This window comes from Paenibacillus sp. NPDC058177, assembly GCF_042883835.1.
Classification (GTDB): domain Bacteria; phylum Bacillota; class Bacilli; order Paenibacillales; family Paenibacillaceae; genus Paenibacillus_AQ; species Paenibacillus_AQ agri.
In genome coordinates this window covers 187645-204054 of sequence record NZ_JBHVVB010000010.1, presented here as the reverse complement: position 1 = coordinate 204054, position 16410 = coordinate 187645, and the positions used below count along the sequence as shown (strand labels likewise).

Below are 16410 nucleotides of genomic sequence, written 5' to 3'. Positions count from 1 at the left end.
ACTTCGGAAATGGAACACCATCCCCCGGAAAAAATAGCACTGAAATGGCTTAGTGAAAACGGAGACTACGAGGAAATCACTTACGGGGAACTGCGCAAGCAGGCCAACCGCCTTGCTGGAGGATTGTCGAATCTAGGTCTTCACCAGGGAGACCGCGTACTCGTTATGGTTCCAAGAAAAATCATTGCTTATGTAATCTATTTGGCCTGTCTGAAGCTGGGACTAGCTGTCATCCCTTCATCTGAGATGCTGCGCGCCAAGGATCTATCCTACCGGCTGCGGCACTCGGAAGCCAGAGCTGTAATCGCCTGGTCCGATACTACTAATGAAGTAGATCTCATCGCTGACGATCTGCCTGCCCTTGATTACCGACTGGCCGTGACCGGAACGACTGAGTATCAGGAAGAGGCCACTGGCTGGGTACATCTGGAGGGCCTCATGGTCGGTCAACCGGATGTCTATCCGGCAGCGGCCAGCCATCGGGACGATATCGCTATATTGGCTTACACCTCCGGCACAACTGGCAATCCCAAGGCAGTGGTACATAGCCACGGCTGGGGTTATGCCCACTTGCGCATTACCTCATCACTCTGGCTCGACATTCGTGAGTCGGATACTGTCTGGGCAACCGCCGCGCCGGGCTGGCAAAAGTGGATCTGGAGCCCCTTCCTGTCCGTACTGGGCAACGGGGCAACCGGTTTTGTTTACCATGGCACTTTTGGGCCGAAGCGTTATTTGCAGCTGCTACAGGATCATGCCATTCAGGTCTTGTGCTGCACGCCGACAGAATACCGCCTGATGGCCAAGACAGAAGGGCTGGAGCACTACGACCTGTCTCAGCTCCGCTGCGCCGTCTCCGCCGGTGAACCGCTGAATCAGGAAGTCATTCATACCTTCCAGCGGCACTTCGATATCACCATCCGCGACGGCTATGGCCAGACCGAAAGCACGCTGATTATTGCTGCGCTTAAGGACAAGCCTGTCCGAATTGGCTCCATGGGCCAATCTATTGCGCCGGGTCTCGTAGAGGTCATTGACGAGGATGGCGTTCCGCTGCCACCTGGCACTGTTGGAGATATTGCCGTGCATCTCAGCATGCCAGCCTTGTTCAAAACCTACTACAAGGACCCTGAGCGCAAGGCCAACGCCTCGCATGGCGAATACTTCGTCACTGGAGACCGGGCGCGCAAAGACGAGGACGGATATTTCTGGTTCGAGGGCCGGGGCGATGATATTATTATCAGCTCAGGCTATACGATTGGTCCCTTTGAAGTAGAGGATGCACTCATGAAGCATGCCGCTGTCAAAGAATGTGCCGTTGTCGCCAGTCCCGATGAGATTCGCGGCCATGTAGTCAAAGCCTTTATCGTACTCAAGGATGAACATGAGGGCACAGACGGATTGGTTAAGGAACTCCAGACCCATGTCAAGGAGATCACCGCCCCTTACAAATATCCGCGCAAAATCGAATTTGTCACCGACCTGCCCAAGACAGCCTCCGGAAAAATCCGGCGGGTGGAACTGCGCCAGCAGGAGCAGAGCGCTGCGGAGTAAGTGAGAATGTCGGTATGACGTCTATTCTTTATTTTCTTTCTATACAATGAATTATGGAAAGAGAGGTGGCTTGGAATGGGGACGAACGAAGATCTCAATGAGGGTACGCATCAGGAAGTTTTTTTCTTGAAAACCCGGGAGACTAGAACTCCTCTTAGAATAGACCCGGCTATACGCTGGTACAACGAAGAAATGGAGTTTGAGACGACCCGTGAAGCCTACGAATGGGTATCAAGCGACGCGTATAATAAAATCGGATACGACTATGACGGATATAGAACGACCGATTCCAAACTGGCCTATGCTCTACTGTTTGAATTAGTTCGGGCTAATACGGCCGGCTTTGGAGATCGAAAGGTTTTTGCAGATGAAGAATACGTCGATAACGACAAAATATTCTATCTGGTATGGGTACAAGCCGCAGAGCAGACTTGAATCATTATCAAAAAAGCAGCCCCATCGGGCTGCTTTTTCTCTGTAAACATAGGAAAACTACTTGTCCTCCGCTACTCCGACCAATAGGAGGCATCTGGATTCATTTCCGCTCCTACCTCGCCTTCCCTGATCAGATCGCAGTCTAGATAACCGTCTTCATCGAGGAAATACACTTCTTGGCGGTAGAACTCGCTAAGCGTCTCCAGGAACATAGCAGGAGAATCATACATTACCACTAAATCTCCAAAGTCGTGAAGCAGATCGCAAATCCGCTCTGTACCATCTGCAGATCGATAGTAGCAGATGAAATCACTTCCATAATTGGTCAGGAGGGGCAGAACTATTCCCTCTACCGGATGGCCCTTATCTGCCAGTATCCCTGCGAGCACCTTCATCTCCTGCTCATATTCGTCTCTGTGAATCAGGCGGTATCCCGGCACAAACTCAATAAGACTTGGCTCCTCTTCCTCGCTGCTTGTACCTGATACCGTATTATATATGGCCGCTAACAGTTCTGGCAGTTCAGGCACAATTGCCGCTATTCCCGCCTCGCTCTCCGCCTGTCCCGTTCCCAGGCTGGCAGAGTATCCGGGCCGTAAACTGTCCGATAATTGAAGGTACTCCTGAAACTTTTGCGTTAAATTTTGAACTGACATGTCTTCATCCTTTGCATCTGTAGGGTAGTGTTATCTACTCTCTATTATCCCCAATGTGCCTGCCGATGCAACTCCTGACGTCACCTCTATTGATATATCTGGCTGCCGCCCACTCTGAACTCAGCAGATTTCTCGCGCATCCCAGCAACGATGGCTTCCTGCTCCTGCATGGGATCATCCTGCACTCTTCCAGAGTTGCGAATATCGTGAGAAATACGCATACTGCAGAATTTCGGGCCGCACATGGAGCAGAAATGGGCCGTCTTGGCGCCTTCCGCTGGCAGCGTCTCATCATGATACTCCAGTGCCCTCTCAGGATCGAGCGACAGATGGAACTGATCCCGCCAACGGAACTCAAAGCGTGCTTTGGACAGCGCGTTATCCCGCTCTTGGGCACCTGGATGGCCTTTGGCCAGATCAGCGGCGTGGGCAGCAATTTTGTAAGCAATCACACCTTCCCGCACGTCGTTCTTGTTCGGCAGTCCCAAATGCTCCTTGGGCGTGACATAGCATAACATCGCCGTCCCGAACCAGCCGATCATGGCTGCCCCGATAGCGGAAGTAATATGGTCATAGCCCGGTGCAATGTCCGTGGTTAAGGGACCCAGCGTATAAAAAGGCGCTCCATGACAATGCTCAAGCTGCTTGTCCATATTCTCCTTGATCAGATGCATCGGCACATGGCCCGGACCCTCCACCATGACCTGAACATCATGATTCCAAGCCAATGTCGTCAGTTCACCCAGCGTCTCCAGCTCCGCGAACTGGGCCTCGTCATTGGCATCAGCGATAGATCCCGGCCGCAGCCCGTCTCCCAGAGAGAAGGCGACATCATAGGCCTTCATAATTTCACAAATCTCCTCGAAATGCGTGTAAAGGAAGTTCTCTTGATGATGGGCCAGACACCAGGCCGCCATAATCGACCCGCCACGGGAGACAATACCCGTCATTCGTCCGGCTGTCAGGGGGATGTAACGAAGCAGCACCCCAGCATGAATTGTAAAATAATCCACACCCTGTTCCGCCTGCTCAATCAGCGTATCACGGTAAACTTCCCACGTCAGATCCTCTGCTTTTCCATTCACCTTTTCCAAAGCCTGATAGATCGGCACAGTACCGATCGGCACTGGAGAATTGCGGATAATCCATTCCCGGGTATGATGAATATTTTTGCCGGTAGAGAGATCCATAATGTTGTCAGCACCCCAGCGGGTGGCCCACCTCATTTTCTCCACTTCTTCCTCGATGGAAGAGGATACGGCAGAGTTCCCGATATTCGCGTTGATCTTCACAAGGAAGTTGCGCCCGATAATCATCGGCTCACTTTCCGGGTGATTAATATTAGCTGGAATAATGGCGCGTCCGCTCGCTACCTCATCCCTAACGAATTCAGGACTAACATTTTCCCTAATAGCTATATACTCCATCTCAGAAGTGATGATACCTTTTCGCGCGTAGTGCAGTTGCGTAACATTCCGGTCAGCTTTTGCCCGAAGCGGACGCCGCTCCAATCCCGGGAACGCCTCCACGGCCGATTTTCCCCTCGCATGTCCGTTATCTTCTGGTTTAAGCATCCGTCCCTGATATCCTTCAGCATCCCCACGCTGCTCAATCCAGGACTTACGGTGAGGTGGCAGCCCCTGACGAATGTCGGTTTTAATCTCGCTGTCTGTATAGGGTCCGCTAGTATCATAGACACGTACAGGAACATTCTCCATTTCGCCGGCAATACCCTCGGTGCGGCTGAGCTCAATCTCCCGCATGGGTACCCGGATATCAGGGTGTTGCCCTTCTACATACACCTTGCGACTACCCGGAAAAGCTGACAGGTCCACCTTATCATACTCTCGTTTCTTGTCCTGCTCGTGTTCATGTGCCATCTTATGAATCCTCCTGTACTATGGGATATAAATAAGACAAGCGCCAAAAAAGCCGCTCCACGTGGAGCGGCTTTATCCATGAACAGCCAGAAAAATAGACATAGCTATACAGAAAAAAAGTCCCGTCTCCACTTTCCTACGCTGGTATGATCCAGATCAGGTTCAAGGGTCCGGGAATGCAATTTTCCCGTCTCAGCCTATTCAGGCTCCCCTAGTGGTTGTCTTATTTAGTTAATATATAAGTTAACGGTATAATTGGAATTCGTCAACACCCGCTGCAGCCATAAGGTGGATGTTTTGTGTTAAGAGCGGATAACCAACCAGAGGATGGATAACGCCAAAAACCCTCTCCTGTAAGAGAGGGCTAGTTCCTGCATAAAACTATTTAGCCGATTGCCATTTGCTCTCCAGCCATTGGTCAAACTCGGCGCCTTTTTCACCTTCGTAAGCGTCATAGACATCAATTCTCATCTTCTTGAGCTTCTCTTTGAAGTCCTCATAGGAATGATCTTTCGGCAGGCTCTTCTTGATTCTCAAGAGAATCTTGGATACGCCCTTAAACAGTTCAGGTTTGTTCTTGGACGGTTCCTGAACCTCTTCACCAAAAGCCACCAGCGCACGGTAAGCCGCCTCTTGTACGGTATATACAGGATCGCTCTCCACCAAACGCTTCAAAATATCAATAACCTGCTTATGCGGTGTACGACTAAGTTCCTCCACTGCCGCCAGGCGGGCTTTCCAATCCGCGGAACGACCCGCTTCCTTCTTTAACTGCTCGTAATTTTCCGGCAGCTCTTGCTGCACTTCTTCGTTGTTCAAAAGTCACAATTCCCTTCTATAATCAATCTGTACCAATTCTACCGTACCGCTGTCCCCAATATCAATCTTTTGGACAAACAAATAATTATCCCGTCTTACCGTCCCCGGGCTCTTCCTTCCGCATACCAATGCGGGACCAATCTTTGAAAGTGATCATAGTCCTCGAACGCCATCCGGCAGCGCGCCTGCATCCCCTCAATATCAGCCGTTCCGAACGGAATCGCCCATTGGATTGAATAGAGCGAAGTATAGGCCACATACAATGCGTGTCTGATCCAGAAATCCTCAGGGGGAGGTCCACCGAAATAACCATCCAGCTTCCCGCGTGTAAAAGCAATACTACGCTCCCGGTCGAATGCTTGCAGTTTGTAAAATTCTTCAGCATAATCGCCGTTATCCCAGCGATTGAAGTCGATGACGCCAATCCTGCCCTCACTTGTGTAAATATGATTTCCGATATGGAAGTCGCCGTGCTGATACACTTTTTCCACTTGAGAAATCGCCCCGATATGCTCCCTGACAAAAGCAATCGCCACCTCATCACCTGCAACCCGGAAGGGGCAGTCCTTCTCATACTCCTGCACTCGCTGTAATATCTTGGCCTGCATTCGACTTTCCCAATCTGCCAGGTCACAATTGTTCGGAATCGTATGAATGTGCTTGAGTATTCTCCCGGCTTCAATCCCCAGTGCATACTGTTCTTCTTCTGCCAAAGAGAGCAGACAGTCCTCCAGCGGCTGGCCCTCCACCCAAGTCAAAAGCATATATGTACTGCGCTCCGCTCCTTCGCCCCATGCGCCGAAATCTACTGCCCGCGACATTGGAAAATCGAGCTTATTGACCATCTGAATCATTTCATACTCCGCTTGCTTCTGTGCATGATTCTTCCCGTCCGACACCCGCAGCAGAAGCTTGCGGCCGCCGGTGTCCTCGATATAATACTTTTTATCATTAGACCAGCCCTTGAGGACAGGCTCTATCTTCATCCATGCGCTCGCGCCGGGAATACCCAATAACCGCTCCACCTGCATCCCTCCTGTATCTACGTAGGAAGATTCAACACAATATATTCTTTTTCCAGCAAGTCAAATCCCTGCTCCAGGCTAAATGTGGAGAGATCAATTACACGGTCATACTTCTTATTGCGCGGGTCACCCTCCTCGTCCGCCCAGCAGCTGTACAGCTCGAATACAGAACCAGGTACGCCAAAATCCTGCATCAGCTTGAACAATTCCCGGCAGCATTTAAGTGAGGCGTTCTCTGAATCTGGGCGAGTCTCCTGATCTGCTGGAAGAACCATGAATCCACCCCAATTTGGAGAGATTTTGTATACATAGGGGCTCTGAAAATGCTTACGGATTTCCTCATTCCAGTAGCCCAGCGCTTCAATATATATCCCCCCGGCATCTTCTTCCGTATCATATACGAGACAGTCCTCATCCCGAATATGGGACAGGTCAAAAATATCCTCCAGTGGAACCATCCCCTGTTGCTTAAGCTCCTCGCGCTTCGCTTGGTATTCCGGGGAGGCTAGCATTTCGCTGCGCGTTTTGGAAGACAGTACGCTTCCCCTCTCGCCGAGCGGCAGCTCCACCGGTGAGCCGATGTAATGGAATTGAGTCATGAGGTTCCTCCTGCCGTAAAAGTAAATACAGACAACGGTTTAACTTTTCCCATTTCAGCCCGTTCCTTCAACTGCCCGATTTGCGACAGCATCAGTTCCTTGAACTTTCCGGGAATCTCTGTGATAGCTGCAATCTCCTCAGGGTACATCTCCAAGGTCATAGCCACTTCCCACTCTCCATCCTGCAGGTCAGGGGAATACACCGAAGTCTCCTGTTCAACGTGCCAGCCGGCGGATCGGGCGATCTCTTTCAGGTCCAGCGGAGAGAACAGCGTTCTCACATTGGACAGACTGCTCTGCTTGAAGGCTTCACACTGGGCCTGAATCATGACCGCGTTGTAATGGGCGAGCTGTTCAGGAATGGATACACGAATATCCCATTCGGCCAGACATAGCTTTTTGCCCCATGGTCTGATTTTGGACAGAGTCTTCCTTAATTGCTCAGCGGATTGGAAATACCATGCACAATGGGCAAACACAATATAATCAAAGGCTCCTTCCGAAAAATCCACCTCCGGTGACAGAATATCTGTCTCAAATTGGATCTGGATCTGTCTCCCAAGCTCAGACGCCATGAGCCTGCTGCAAGCCTCGCCCAAGGTGACCGGTGAGCCATAATCGGGAGAAGCAATATCAATCCCTTGAACACGCCCAGAAGCGCCAACGGTATATGCTAATGCCGCAGTCGTATCGCCTTGGCCGCAGCCAATTTCAAGCACCTTGGCACCCTGCGGGATCTCCCAGAATTGAATCAGCTTCAGGCGATGCGCCGTTTGAATCCTCTGAATAGCGGCACCTTCCCCGCTGACTCCCATACTGTCTACAATTGTCTCAATCATCAGTCACCTCTATCATTAGCTCCCAAAAAAGGCCCCGAAAGTCATTCTCCCGACTCCAGAGCCCTCCTGCCTATTCTTCTATCTATCATTAACATATCCGCTCGGTTGGCTTATTTCGTTCCCTGTGATTCTCTCCCCACAGATTCATCAAATCCATCAACGGGACTAAACTTTCACCGTATTCGGTTAATGAATATTCCACTTTGGGCGGAATGACCGGATACACCTCACGCTTGATCAGTCCGTGTGCCTCTAACTCTCTTAACTGATAGGTCAGCACTTTCTGTGTGATCCCGGGTATCAGATGAGCAAACTCACTGAATCGTTTGGTGCCATTGCGCAGATGACAGAGAAGCAATAGCTTCCATTTGCCCTCAATGATTCCAAGCGTTACGTTCGCAGCATAATCACATTCAGTAGGTCTCATTAGGCATTACCTCCTTCACTTACACTTACTTCAAAGAAACTAACGCGAAATAAAGTGCGTACTTCTCAGAACTCTACCATTCAAGCATAATCAAATACGTTCTTATAATCAACAGCAAGAGGGGAGTACAGCATATGCAAGCAACTACGACTAACAATGCCAAAACATCTTATCCCATAGCCATCTATATCTTGATGATCAGTGCGTTTGCTATCGGTACAACTGAATTTGTTATTATGGGGCTTCTGTCTGACGTAGCCAATGATCTCCATATCTCTATCAGCAAAGCAGGGCTGCTAGTGTCAGGCTATGCATTAGGGGTGGCCATAGGCGGGCCGTTACTGACCGCATTAACAGTCCGGCTACCCAGGAAAACGCTACTCCTGGCGCTAATGGCCCTATTCGTAGGTGCCAACTTGATCAGCATGGTCGCCAGCGATTATACAGTTCTGATGATTGCACGTATTCTGTCTGCTGTCGTTCATGGCACGGTATTCGGGATCGGTTCTATCGTCGCCGCCAGTATCGTCAGTCCGGATAAAAAAGCTACTGCGATCGCTATGATGTTCATCGGCGTCACTCTAGCGAACATCCTCGGCGTTCCATTAGGGACCTGGATCGGACAAAGTCATGGCTGGCGTTCGACATTCGGGGTCGTGTCTCTGCTGGGTCTGTTCTCGTTGATCACCTTAGCCATATTCGTTCCGAAGCTGAAGAGTCAGGAGACACCCAGTTTTCGAAAAGAAATACGTGTTCTGCGTAATCCTCAGGTTCTACTCACCCTGCTGATGACGGTTCTGGGATTCGGAGGAGTGTTTGTTATTTTCACTTACATTTCCCCCTTCCTGACGGAAATTGCCGGCTTCCAGGAAAGCACCGTGACGATTCTGCTGCTCCTGTTCGGTGCTGGCTTAACCCTTGGGAATATAACAGGTGGAACATTAGCAGATTGGAAGCTGATGCCGTCCCTGATCGGGATGCTGATCCTTCTTGCTGTTGTGATGACCCTGTTCACTTTCACAAGCCACAACAAAATCGCTACAGTGATCACGATCTTCATCTGGGGATTCGCCGCCTTTGGTACGGTACCCGGGTTCCAGATCCGTGTTCTCGATAAAGCCAGTGCTGCACCCAACCTGGCCTCCGCACTCAATATCGGCGCTTTTAATCTTGGTGGTGCAGGCGGCGCTTGGCTCGGAGGTATCGTACTGGACAGTCCACTGGGACTTCAATCCTTGACCTGGGTGGCCGCTTTGGTGACGCTGGTGGGGTTGTTAGTTACGCTATGGGGACAACGTGTAGAGAAGACGCGTAACGCTTAACGTTCATCCTCATAAGAAGAAAAGCCTCCCTGAAGGGAGGCTTTTCTTACAGTTAAACAGAGGGACCAAGCTGCTGGAGAATTCGTTCCCATCTTCCAGGGTGACTCTCATCCATATGGACTGGTGTGAAGCCCAATTTTCGATAAATTTGAATAGCTGGCAACCTGAAATCATCTGTCTCCAAATAGGCAGTTCCCCCGCCCTCTTCCCGCATCTTATGCAGGGCGGCAAGGCTTGCCGCAAATCCCAAGCCTCTCCCGGAATACTCGGGCAGCACACCCACCATATGCAAATACCAGCTGTGACTTGCTGTCTCCCAGGCAGTGGCAGTAGCGACAGGCTGGTCTCCCTTACAGAGAAATAATAAGCGATCGGAGTAGAGCGGGACTACATCGCCAATTTTATCCGCAAACTTCACATCTCTTGTAAAAGAATGACGGATGAGGTCCTCCCAGTTGCGTTCATCTCCATGCTGATAGTGCATCATTCGAAAGCCCGTTGGACATAGAAATGGTGGTAAATCGTCTAGCGTCTTCTTCTGCATAATAAGCTTCGACAGTCCTTGTCCCATCGTTACTCCCCCCTCTTCGCCTTAAAATCAGGAAAAGGAATGGCTAGTCCGCCCGCTTTCACCGACTCCATGGATAGGGAAAAGATCGAACTCCAAGTAACCGCATCATACACATCGACTGAAGGCTCACGGTCCTCCTGGATGGCCGAAATAAATTCCTCCAATACTAGAAAATCACCCCCGCCATGCTTCGTCCCTGCTGCGAATGCTCCCCATTGTTTCCACGTTGGGTGATCGTACTGAGGCTGGTAGTTCTGCAGGGGTTCCCACATCTCCGACCCGTCCTCTACATGCTGAGGCGAACGGTTCTTGAACCAGATCAAATCATCTTCCTGCTGATGCCGGCCTGTAATAAAGGCACCTTCCGTACCTTGGAGTAAATAATGCGTCTTATTGTGCGGCCTTACCGAGGTCCAATCCACACGTAATTCAATCAGCACACCCTTCTCAGTCTGCAAAATGGCTACTGCACTATCACCCTGCTGCCAAAATCCATTCCCCGCAGCCGGATGATCCTTGCCAAAATGCTCGCTAAAGTAGCGCTGGAGCGATCTCGATTTGGATACAAAGGTAGAGACCTGCTTCAAGCGGTCTCCGCCCTCCTTGTTCAGATTGATCCACTGCGCAATCGGTCCAATGGAATGTGTCGGATAATTAATTCCATTAAATTGTTGATGCAACTGGCCCCGCCAAGTAAGCGAGCCATCCGGATGGTGGATCAAGTGGCGCAGGTCATGGATATACCCGCCCTCCAGGTATGTAATCTCACCGAACATCCCCTGATCCGCCATATGCTTGATCGTCAAATTGGAACGGGAGAAGCAATAATTTTCGGACATCATATACTTAAGTCCCGTGCGCTCTACGGTCTCGATCAGCTCCCACGCTTCTTCTAACGTTCGGGTAGCAATGACTTCACTCAGCACATGCTTGCCAGCATTCAGTGCGTCGATGGATTGTCTGGCATGCAGATGCATCGGACTTAATATAAAAACAGCATCCACCGAGGGGTCTTTCAGCATTTCATGATAATCTCGATAGGTACGGATTTCAGGAAATTTCTCTTTCCACTGAAGAAGCACCCATTCATTCAAATCACAGGTTGCAGTCAATTGAATTCGGTCAGAGAGCGAGGATAGGGCGTTCATAAAGCTGGCCCCCCGATTCCCGCCAACAATGGCTAATTTTACAGGCTTACGGCTCATTTCGGCGCAACTCCTTTGCGGACTGTTTGGGCATTGACGAAGAGTTCCAGCGCTGACGGGTCACCTTCACAGCCGGGATGTCTCTCATAATCGTACATGTGTGGGGTAAAGACTGACGCCCAGTTAGAGAAGGCATCACTGGCGAAGCTGATTGTTTCTACGCTAACCTTTTGATCAAAAATGTTCATTATTCGAACAGCCGGTACATCCGGAACAGCTGCCGTCTGGATGAAGTGCCAGTGTTCTCGGTGGACAATAGAATTCACGTGATTATGTCCGTTAAAATAAAATCCGGCTCCCTGCCACTGTTCAAACAGCGGCCAGATCGTGAGGTCAGGATCGAGTGACATCATGCTTTCGGTTGATCTCGCAGTTGTCCCATAAAGCGGATGATGAGCGATCACGATCAGCGGCTTGTCCGGGTCCTGTATCAAGTGGTTGTGCAGCCAGTTCAATTGCTCCTCGTCTATAGTGCCGCTCCAATCCTCACGGATTTCACGAGCGGTATCCAGCAGTAGGATTCGTGCGTCATGCTCCTCGATCACTTCATATCGCTTCAGCCCGGTTAGCGGAAGAATATCGCTCTTCGGATGCGTATACGTATCATGATTACCTAGCACATGAAGAAAACGGTCGCGGAGGCCACGCTTCTCGATGTGACGCATGACATACGTGAATTCGGCGGCTTCTCCCGCATGTGTTAAATCACCAATCGAAATATAATAATCAGCCTCCAGGGATAAGAACAGATCCATGAAGCGTTCATAATAAGCATCACGGGCAGCGGCTATCGAAGGCTCATCGCTGGTCAGTTCATCCGGGTAATGCAAATCTCCAATTATAGCTAACTTCAATCTGAGTCCCCCTTAGCCTTTGATTCCTGAATGCATAAAACTTCCCATCACCTTACGCTGGAACAATAAGAACCCCAGCATAAGAGGTGCTGATACAATTAGCGTTGCCGCGCTTACATCACTCCATTGCGCCCCTGACTCCGTAGATTTCGCGAACATCGCCAAACCTACGGTCAACAGCCGGTTCTCTTCGGAATTTGTCACGATCAGCGGCCATAAGAAATCATTCCAATGGAAGCTGAAAGAGACGATCGCGAACGACACATAGACCGGCCGGGATAACGGAACATAAATTTGCGCCAGGATACGCAGACGGGAAGCCCCTTCTACCCGTGCGGCCTCTTCCAGTTCATACGGCAATTGCTTGAAAGACTGCCGTAGCAGGAAGACACCAAAGGCTGATGCGAAGTAAGGTAGCATAATTCCGATCTTGGTATCCAGCAGACCCATGTCACTTAAAATCTGATAGTTAGAGAAGATTAGAACATCAGGCGGTACCATGATTTGCACTAAAAACAACATAAATACTAGCTCTCTTCCCACGAAGCGCACCCGCGCAAATGCGTAGGCGGCCATGGTCAACGTAACCAACTGAACAGCGAGAACGCCAGTACAGACCAATAACGTATTTAAAAAGAATTGCCCAAAGGGTGCCGCTTGCCACACCCGGGTGAGGTTATCGAGCGTCCATCCCCAGGACCAGCCTGTATCCACAGCCGAGGCTTTCGGCAAAAAGGCCGTTCTGGCCACCCATAAAAAAGGGATGATCCAGAGCGCCACCACGCCGAAGCCGATGCCATGCCACAGCACTTGAAGAAGTCTCCGACCGAACCGCCGATCCCGGTGCATAGCCCGCTCTTCTTCTGCCAACCTGCTTTTCTTCTGCCTTGACAGAAGTGACAGCTTTAATGGATTGTCCATGAGCCCCGTCCTATTCGTAATGAATTTTACGATCCCACCCAAAGAACTGGAGGGACGAGATAATGAGCAGCAGACCGATCATCACAACGGTCATCGCAGCAGCCATTCCCTGATCGTAGAAGTTAAAAGTGTTTTCGTAGATATAGTACAATAGCAAGTTGCTGGAATTGTTCGGACCCCCCTTGGTCATAATCCATAGATGATCGACCAGTTTAAAGGAATTGGTGATCGCGACCACCATGACGAACAACGTAGTTGGCATCGTGAGCGGAATGGTAATCCGCCGTATCGAGGTGAATATGCCAACACCGCTGACCGCTGCGGCTTCATACAGATCTTTCGGAATCTGCTGCATCCCCGCCAAGTAGAAAATCATGAAGTAGCCAGCTTCCTTCCAGACCATCATGACAATAAGCGCCCCCATTACGGTATCGGGGTTCCCCAGCAGATTGACCGGCTGATCCGTGATCCAAGCAGCAAACCTGGCGAACAGCCCGAAATGCGGTGTATACAGAAACAACCAAATGTTCGCCACAGCGATCATTGGAATCATATTCGGATAAAAAAATGCAAGGCGGGCAACCCCGCGTCCCTTAATCGCCTTGTCGGCAAACAGCGCCATGACAAACGCGAGTCCCACTGAAACGGGAACCGTTCCGACAGCAAACCAAATATTGTTTGCTACCACTTTTCTAAACACCTGATCTTTAAGCAGGTTTGCATAATTCCCCAACCCGACGAACACAGGTTCAGGGGTCGCCAGATTCTTTTCATATAAACTAAGCCACACGGATTTCAACATCGGGTAGTAGGTAAATAAACAGAGAAACAGCAGTGAGGGCAACACCAGCCCCCAGCCAAAGCTATTTCGTTTAAGCTTTTCACTCCATCCGGCAAGCATGCCTTTCCGTCCTTTCTGCCACGGGCTCTGGATCATTCCATTTCACGGTATAGAATGGAGTACGCTTGGGACAGAGACCCTCCCGGCGTACTCCAAATAACTCTCTCTTTATCCGTTGCCTTCTTTACTTATTGAACGGGGCAAGCGCCTGATCGGCTTCTTCCTGCGCTTTCTGCAGTGCACCAGCAGCGTCTACTTGCCCGGCTAAAGCGGCTTGTATCTGATTCGTGATCGCCGTCGACACTTTACCGTGGTTATGCGTAGACAATTCTCTGAAGGCATACTGCAGTTGATCGCGTGCAACAAGTGCTTGCGGGAAATCAGCCGTATATTTCTTCATGGCTTCTGTATCATAGGCTGATTTGCGTACGCCCACATAGCCGGAGGAGCTGCTGAACAGTGCGGCCTGCTCTGGAGCAGTCATATATTTAGCAAATTCCCAAGCTGCTGCTTGCTTCTCAGGCGAAGTGTCTTTAAAGATGTACAAGTTGCCGCCGCCCGTAGGTGATCCGAATTGTTTCTGTGCAGGCGGGAAAGCCACACCGAAATCGAATTTAGCATTTGTTCTGACATTCGTCAGGTTACCGCTTGTGTGCATCATCATTGCCGTCTTGCCTTGAATAAAGTCAGTAGGCACGGTAGCCCAGTCAATTACGCCTTCTGGCATTACCTTGTCTTTGTGGGACAGGTCCAGCCAGAATTGCAAAGCTTCCACATTCTCAGGTGTGTTGAACATTGCTTTTTTACCGTCATCGGACATGATGTTTTGCTTAGGATCTGTGGCATTTTGCCGGGCGAGCATTTGGAACATCCAGTAGGAGTCGTCATTTCCCGGGATTTCCAGACCAGCATGACCGTCTTTGTTCAGCTTTCCGGCATAGGATACGAGCTCAGCCCAGGTTGTCGGTGGCTTCTCAGGATCTAAGCCGGCTTCCTTGAACATCTCTTTGTTGTAGTACATGACAATTGTGCTTCGTTGAAACGGAAGGCTGTAGGTTTTGCCTTCAGTTTGCGTATCTTCCATAAAAGCAGGATAGAAATCATCCATATTAACGTCTGTATCCTTGGCGATCCATTCATCCAGCGGAACAATAGCATTCATATCGAGCATGCTGTACAATTCCGTGGACATCATTACAGCTACATCCGGCGGCTGCTTGGCCTGAACACCGGCTTGAATTTTCACTGTATTATCGCCATAATTGCCGGTGTATACAGGATTCACTTTAATCCCAGGGTGCGTCTCCATGAAGGATTTGGCCATAGTATCGATGACTTTGGTCAGTGGCCCCCCGACGTTAACCGGATAATAAAAGGTAATTTCTACGTTCTGTGTGCTCGGCGCTTCAGTAGCTTCTGCACTTGTAGCCGGCTTCGCGGTAGGGTCTGCAGCAGCTTCTGTAACACTATTATTATTAGATTGACCACAGCCTGTGGCTAGTAGAGTACATCCCATCAAGAACAACATCAGTTTCGATTGCTTCATCATTTCTGTAGGCTCCTTTGTTAAGCTTCGTTTGGATTTAGAAAGAATAGTGACGGAAGTTTACGGTAACACGGTTGGAACCTACATCGAGAATGTGAAGCTGGGCTCCATCGGCCGTCGGCAGCACTGCAATGCCCTGGGCTTCGGTACCACTGGGCAAATTACGATCCAGTGCAACTGACACATTGCCGTTATCCACATCGACCCGATAGAGCGTCTGAGTCTTATTATCTGAAGAAGCATAGAGAGATCCGTTGTACATCGCAGCACCTTGAACCCGGTCAATGCTTTGACTTAGCGGAACCGTCTTGATGAGGTGCATGTCGTCAAGGCTGAACACGTTTAACACATCAGCATTGTTCCATTTCGCCGTGTATACTTGCCCGCGGGCAGCATCCACAGCAACCCATGGGACTCCTCCTGGATGAAGATCCAGCGGCAGCGCGTAAGAAGTTCCGGTATACTGCAAGGTATTGGCATCAAAAAGAGCGATATAAGGATGTTCGTATTTTTTTCCATCTTCAATAGGAACATAGAGCGTCCCGTTGTAGTAAGAGATATCCCCGATATGATCGCCACCAAGTGCGCTCAGGTGGGGTGGAATCGCCAAAGGATTACGTGCGATTACCGTCTTGCCGTCCAGTGCTGTACGAAGCAGGCCATAAGGTGAGCTGAAAATCCATGCGTTCCCATCCGTCGTTACCCCTTGCCCCCGTTCCAGGGCATCTAACAGCCAGAAGGTTTGCTTGGACACTTCATGCCAGGGTTCAGCGGCTGCGGTAATTGCAAAATCACTTCCCGGATTTTCCGTTTCTACCGGATCTGCAAGTACCGAAGACATAGACACTGAACTGGACACCATCACTCCCGCAACAACCAGACCCCAAAACCTCGCAACTTTCATGTTCTTCTCTCC

At 50.2% G+C, this 16410-nt stretch carries 17 protein-coding genes and 1 riboswitch; of the genes, 3 read left to right on the top strand and 14 right to left on the bottom strand.

Going from position 1 to position 16410, the window contains the following annotated elements:
* Positions 1 to 9 precede the first annotated feature (9 nt).
* Positions 10 to 1554, top strand: coding sequence for an acetate--CoA ligase (locus tag ACFVU8_RS27915; RefSeq protein ID WP_387431811.1), 1545 nt, complete (start codon positions 10 to 12; stop codon positions 1552 to 1554).
* A 75-nt stretch (positions 1555 to 1629) separates the two neighbouring features.
* The gene (locus ACFVU8_RS27910) at positions 1630 to 1989 is read left to right on the top strand and encodes a hypothetical protein (protein WP_379467720.1); all 360 of its coding nucleotides are present in this window, start codon (positions 1630 to 1632) and stop codon (positions 1987 to 1989) included.
* Between the two features lie 71 nt (positions 1990 to 2060).
* Here ACFVU8_RS27910 and ACFVU8_RS27905 read toward each other — a convergent pair whose 3' ends face one another.
* From ACFVU8_RS27905 to ACFVU8_RS27875, 7 genes are all read right to left on the bottom strand, one after another.
* Positions 2061 to 2645: a hypothetical protein gene (locus ACFVU8_RS27905; protein ID WP_387431768.1), complete on the bottom strand. Its 585-nt coding sequence runs from the start codon at positions 2643 to 2645 to the stop codon at positions 2061 to 2063.
* Positions 2646 to 2731: 86 nt separating this feature from the next.
* A complete protein-coding gene (gene thiC / locus ACFVU8_RS27900; RefSeq protein WP_387431766.1) occupies positions 2732 to 4525 on the bottom strand; it encodes a phosphomethylpyrimidine synthase ThiC in 1794 nt (597 codons plus the stop codon).
* Positions 4526 to 4641: 116 nt separating this feature from the next.
* Positions 4642 to 4748: riboswitch (TPP riboswitch) on the bottom strand.
* Positions 4749 to 4906: 158 nt separating this feature from the next.
* A complete protein-coding gene (locus ACFVU8_RS27895; RefSeq protein WP_387431763.1) occupies positions 4907 to 5344 on the bottom strand; it encodes a HEAT repeat domain-containing protein in 438 nt (145 codons plus the stop codon).
* 95 nt (positions 5345 to 5439) lie between these two features.
* The gene (locus ACFVU8_RS27890; RefSeq protein ID WP_387431761.1) at positions 5440 to 6369 is read right to left on the bottom strand and encodes an aminoglycoside phosphotransferase family protein; all 930 of its coding nucleotides are present in this window, start codon (positions 6367 to 6369) and stop codon (positions 5440 to 5442) included.
* 17 nt (positions 6370 to 6386) lie between these two features.
* A complete protein-coding gene (locus tag ACFVU8_RS27885; protein WP_387431759.1) occupies positions 6387 to 6968 on the bottom strand; it encodes a hypothetical protein in 582 nt (193 codons plus the stop codon).
* Positions 6965 to 7807: a class I SAM-dependent methyltransferase gene (locus ACFVU8_RS27880; RefSeq protein ID WP_387431757.1), complete on the bottom strand. Its 843-nt coding sequence runs from the start codon at positions 7805 to 7807 to the stop codon at positions 6965 to 6967. The genes ACFVU8_RS27885 and ACFVU8_RS27880 overlap by 4 nt, the downstream gene beginning before the upstream one ends.
* A gap of 88 nt (positions 7808 to 7895) precedes the next feature.
* Complete coding sequence (locus ACFVU8_RS27875) at positions 7896 to 8234, bottom strand: winged helix-turn-helix transcriptional regulator (RefSeq protein WP_066379808.1); 339 nt, start codon at positions 8232 to 8234, stop codon at positions 7896 to 7898.
* Positions 8235 to 8368: 134 nt separating this feature from the next.
* Between ACFVU8_RS27875 and ACFVU8_RS27870 the strand changes: the two genes are divergently transcribed.
* Positions 8369 to 9556 (top strand): MFS transporter, encoded by a 1188-nt coding sequence (locus ACFVU8_RS27870; protein ID WP_387431755.1) that lies wholly within the window; start codon positions 8369 to 8371, stop codon positions 9554 to 9556.
* A gap of 52 nt (positions 9557 to 9608) precedes the next feature.
* Here ACFVU8_RS27870 and ACFVU8_RS27865 read toward each other — a convergent pair whose 3' ends face one another.
* From ACFVU8_RS27865 to ACFVU8_RS27835, 7 genes are all read right to left on the bottom strand, one after another.
* Complete coding sequence (locus ACFVU8_RS27865; RefSeq protein ID WP_387431753.1) at positions 9609 to 10127, bottom strand: GNAT family N-acetyltransferase; 519 nt, start codon at positions 10125 to 10127, stop codon at positions 9609 to 9611.
* A gap of 2 nt (positions 10128 to 10129) precedes the next feature.
* A complete protein-coding gene (locus ACFVU8_RS27860) occupies positions 10130 to 11332 on the bottom strand; it encodes a Gfo/Idh/MocA family protein (protein WP_066379798.1) in 1203 nt (400 codons plus the stop codon).
* Complete coding sequence (locus tag ACFVU8_RS27855) at positions 11329 to 12186, bottom strand: metallophosphoesterase family protein (protein ID WP_387431751.1); 858 nt, start codon at positions 12184 to 12186, stop codon at positions 11329 to 11331. Before ACFVU8_RS27855 ends, ACFVU8_RS27860 begins: the two co-directional genes overlap by 4 nt.
* 12 nt (positions 12187 to 12198) lie before the next feature.
* Positions 12199 to 13035 carry a carbohydrate ABC transporter permease gene (locus ACFVU8_RS27850; protein WP_387431809.1) on the bottom strand — a complete coding sequence of 279 codons (837 nt, stop codon included), beginning with the start codon at positions 13033 to 13035 and terminating at the stop codon, positions 12199 to 12201.
* An 82-nt stretch (positions 13036 to 13117) separates the two neighbouring features.
* The gene (locus tag ACFVU8_RS27845) at positions 13118 to 14008 is read right to left on the bottom strand and encodes a carbohydrate ABC transporter permease (RefSeq protein ID WP_387431749.1); all 891 of its coding nucleotides are present in this window, start codon (positions 14006 to 14008) and stop codon (positions 13118 to 13120) included.
* 124 nt (positions 14009 to 14132) lie between these two features.
* The gene (locus ACFVU8_RS27840; protein ID WP_387431747.1) at positions 14133 to 15497 is read right to left on the bottom strand and encodes an ABC transporter substrate-binding protein; all 1365 of its coding nucleotides are present in this window, start codon (positions 15495 to 15497) and stop codon (positions 14133 to 14135) included.
* Between the two features lie 34 nt (positions 15498 to 15531).
* Positions 15532 to 16398, bottom strand: a complete 867-nt coding sequence (locus ACFVU8_RS27835; RefSeq protein WP_387431745.1) for a DUF6923 family protein — start codon at positions 16396 to 16398, stop codon at positions 15532 to 15534.
* Positions 16399 to 16410 lie beyond the last annotated feature (12 nt).

Bases quoted from the DNA above. Each gene is read 5' to 3' on its own strand.
- ACFVU8_RS27905 (WP_387431768.1), bottom strand. From the start codon at position 2,645: ATGTCAGTTCAAAATTTAACGCAAAAGTTTCAGGAGTACCTTCAATTA.
- ACFVU8_RS27845 (WP_387431749.1), bottom strand. From the start codon at position 14,008: ATGCTTGCCGGATGGAGTGAAAAGCTTAAACGAAATAGCTTTGGCTGG.
- ACFVU8_RS27870 (WP_387431755.1), top strand. From the start codon at position 8,369: ATGCAAGCAACTACGACTAACAATGCCAAAACATCTTATCCCATAGCC.
- ACFVU8_RS27860 (WP_066379798.1), bottom strand. From the start codon at position 11,332: ATGAGCCGTAAGCCTGTAAAATTAGCCATTGTTGGCGGGAATCGGGGG.
- thiC (WP_387431766.1), bottom strand. From the start codon at position 4,525: ATGGCACATGAACACGAGCAGGACAAGAAACGAGAGTATGATAAGGTG.
- ACFVU8_RS27840 (WP_387431747.1), bottom strand. From the start codon at position 15,497: ATGATGAAGCAATCGAAACTGATGTTGTTCTTGATGGGATGTACTCTA.
- ACFVU8_RS27865 (WP_387431753.1), bottom strand. From the start codon at position 10,127: ATGGGACAAGGACTGTCGAAGCTTATTATGCAGAAGAAGACGCTAGAC.
- ACFVU8_RS27885 (WP_387431759.1), bottom strand. From the start codon at position 6,968: ATGACTCAATTCCATTACATCGGCTCACCGGTGGAGCTGCCGCTCGGC.
- ACFVU8_RS27880 (WP_387431757.1), bottom strand. From the start codon at position 7,807: ATGATTGAGACAATTGTAGACAGTATGGGAGTCAGCGGGGAAGGTGCC.
- ACFVU8_RS27910 (WP_379467720.1), top strand. From the start codon at position 1,630: ATGGGGACGAACGAAGATCTCAATGAGGGTACGCATCAGGAAGTTTTT.
- ACFVU8_RS27835 (WP_387431745.1), bottom strand. From the start codon at position 16,398: ATGAAAGTTGCGAGGTTTTGGGGTCTGGTTGTTGCGGGAGTGATGGTG.
- ACFVU8_RS27875 (WP_066379808.1), bottom strand. From the start codon at position 8,234: ATGAGACCTACTGAATGTGATTATGCTGCGAACGTAACGCTTGGAATC.
- ACFVU8_RS27915 (WP_387431811.1), top strand. From the start codon at position 10: ATGGAACACCATCCCCCGGAAAAAATAGCACTGAAATGGCTTAGTGAA.
- ACFVU8_RS27850 (WP_387431809.1), bottom strand. From the start codon at position 13,035: ATGCACCGGGATCGGCGGTTCGGTCGGAGACTTCTTCAAGTGCTGTGG.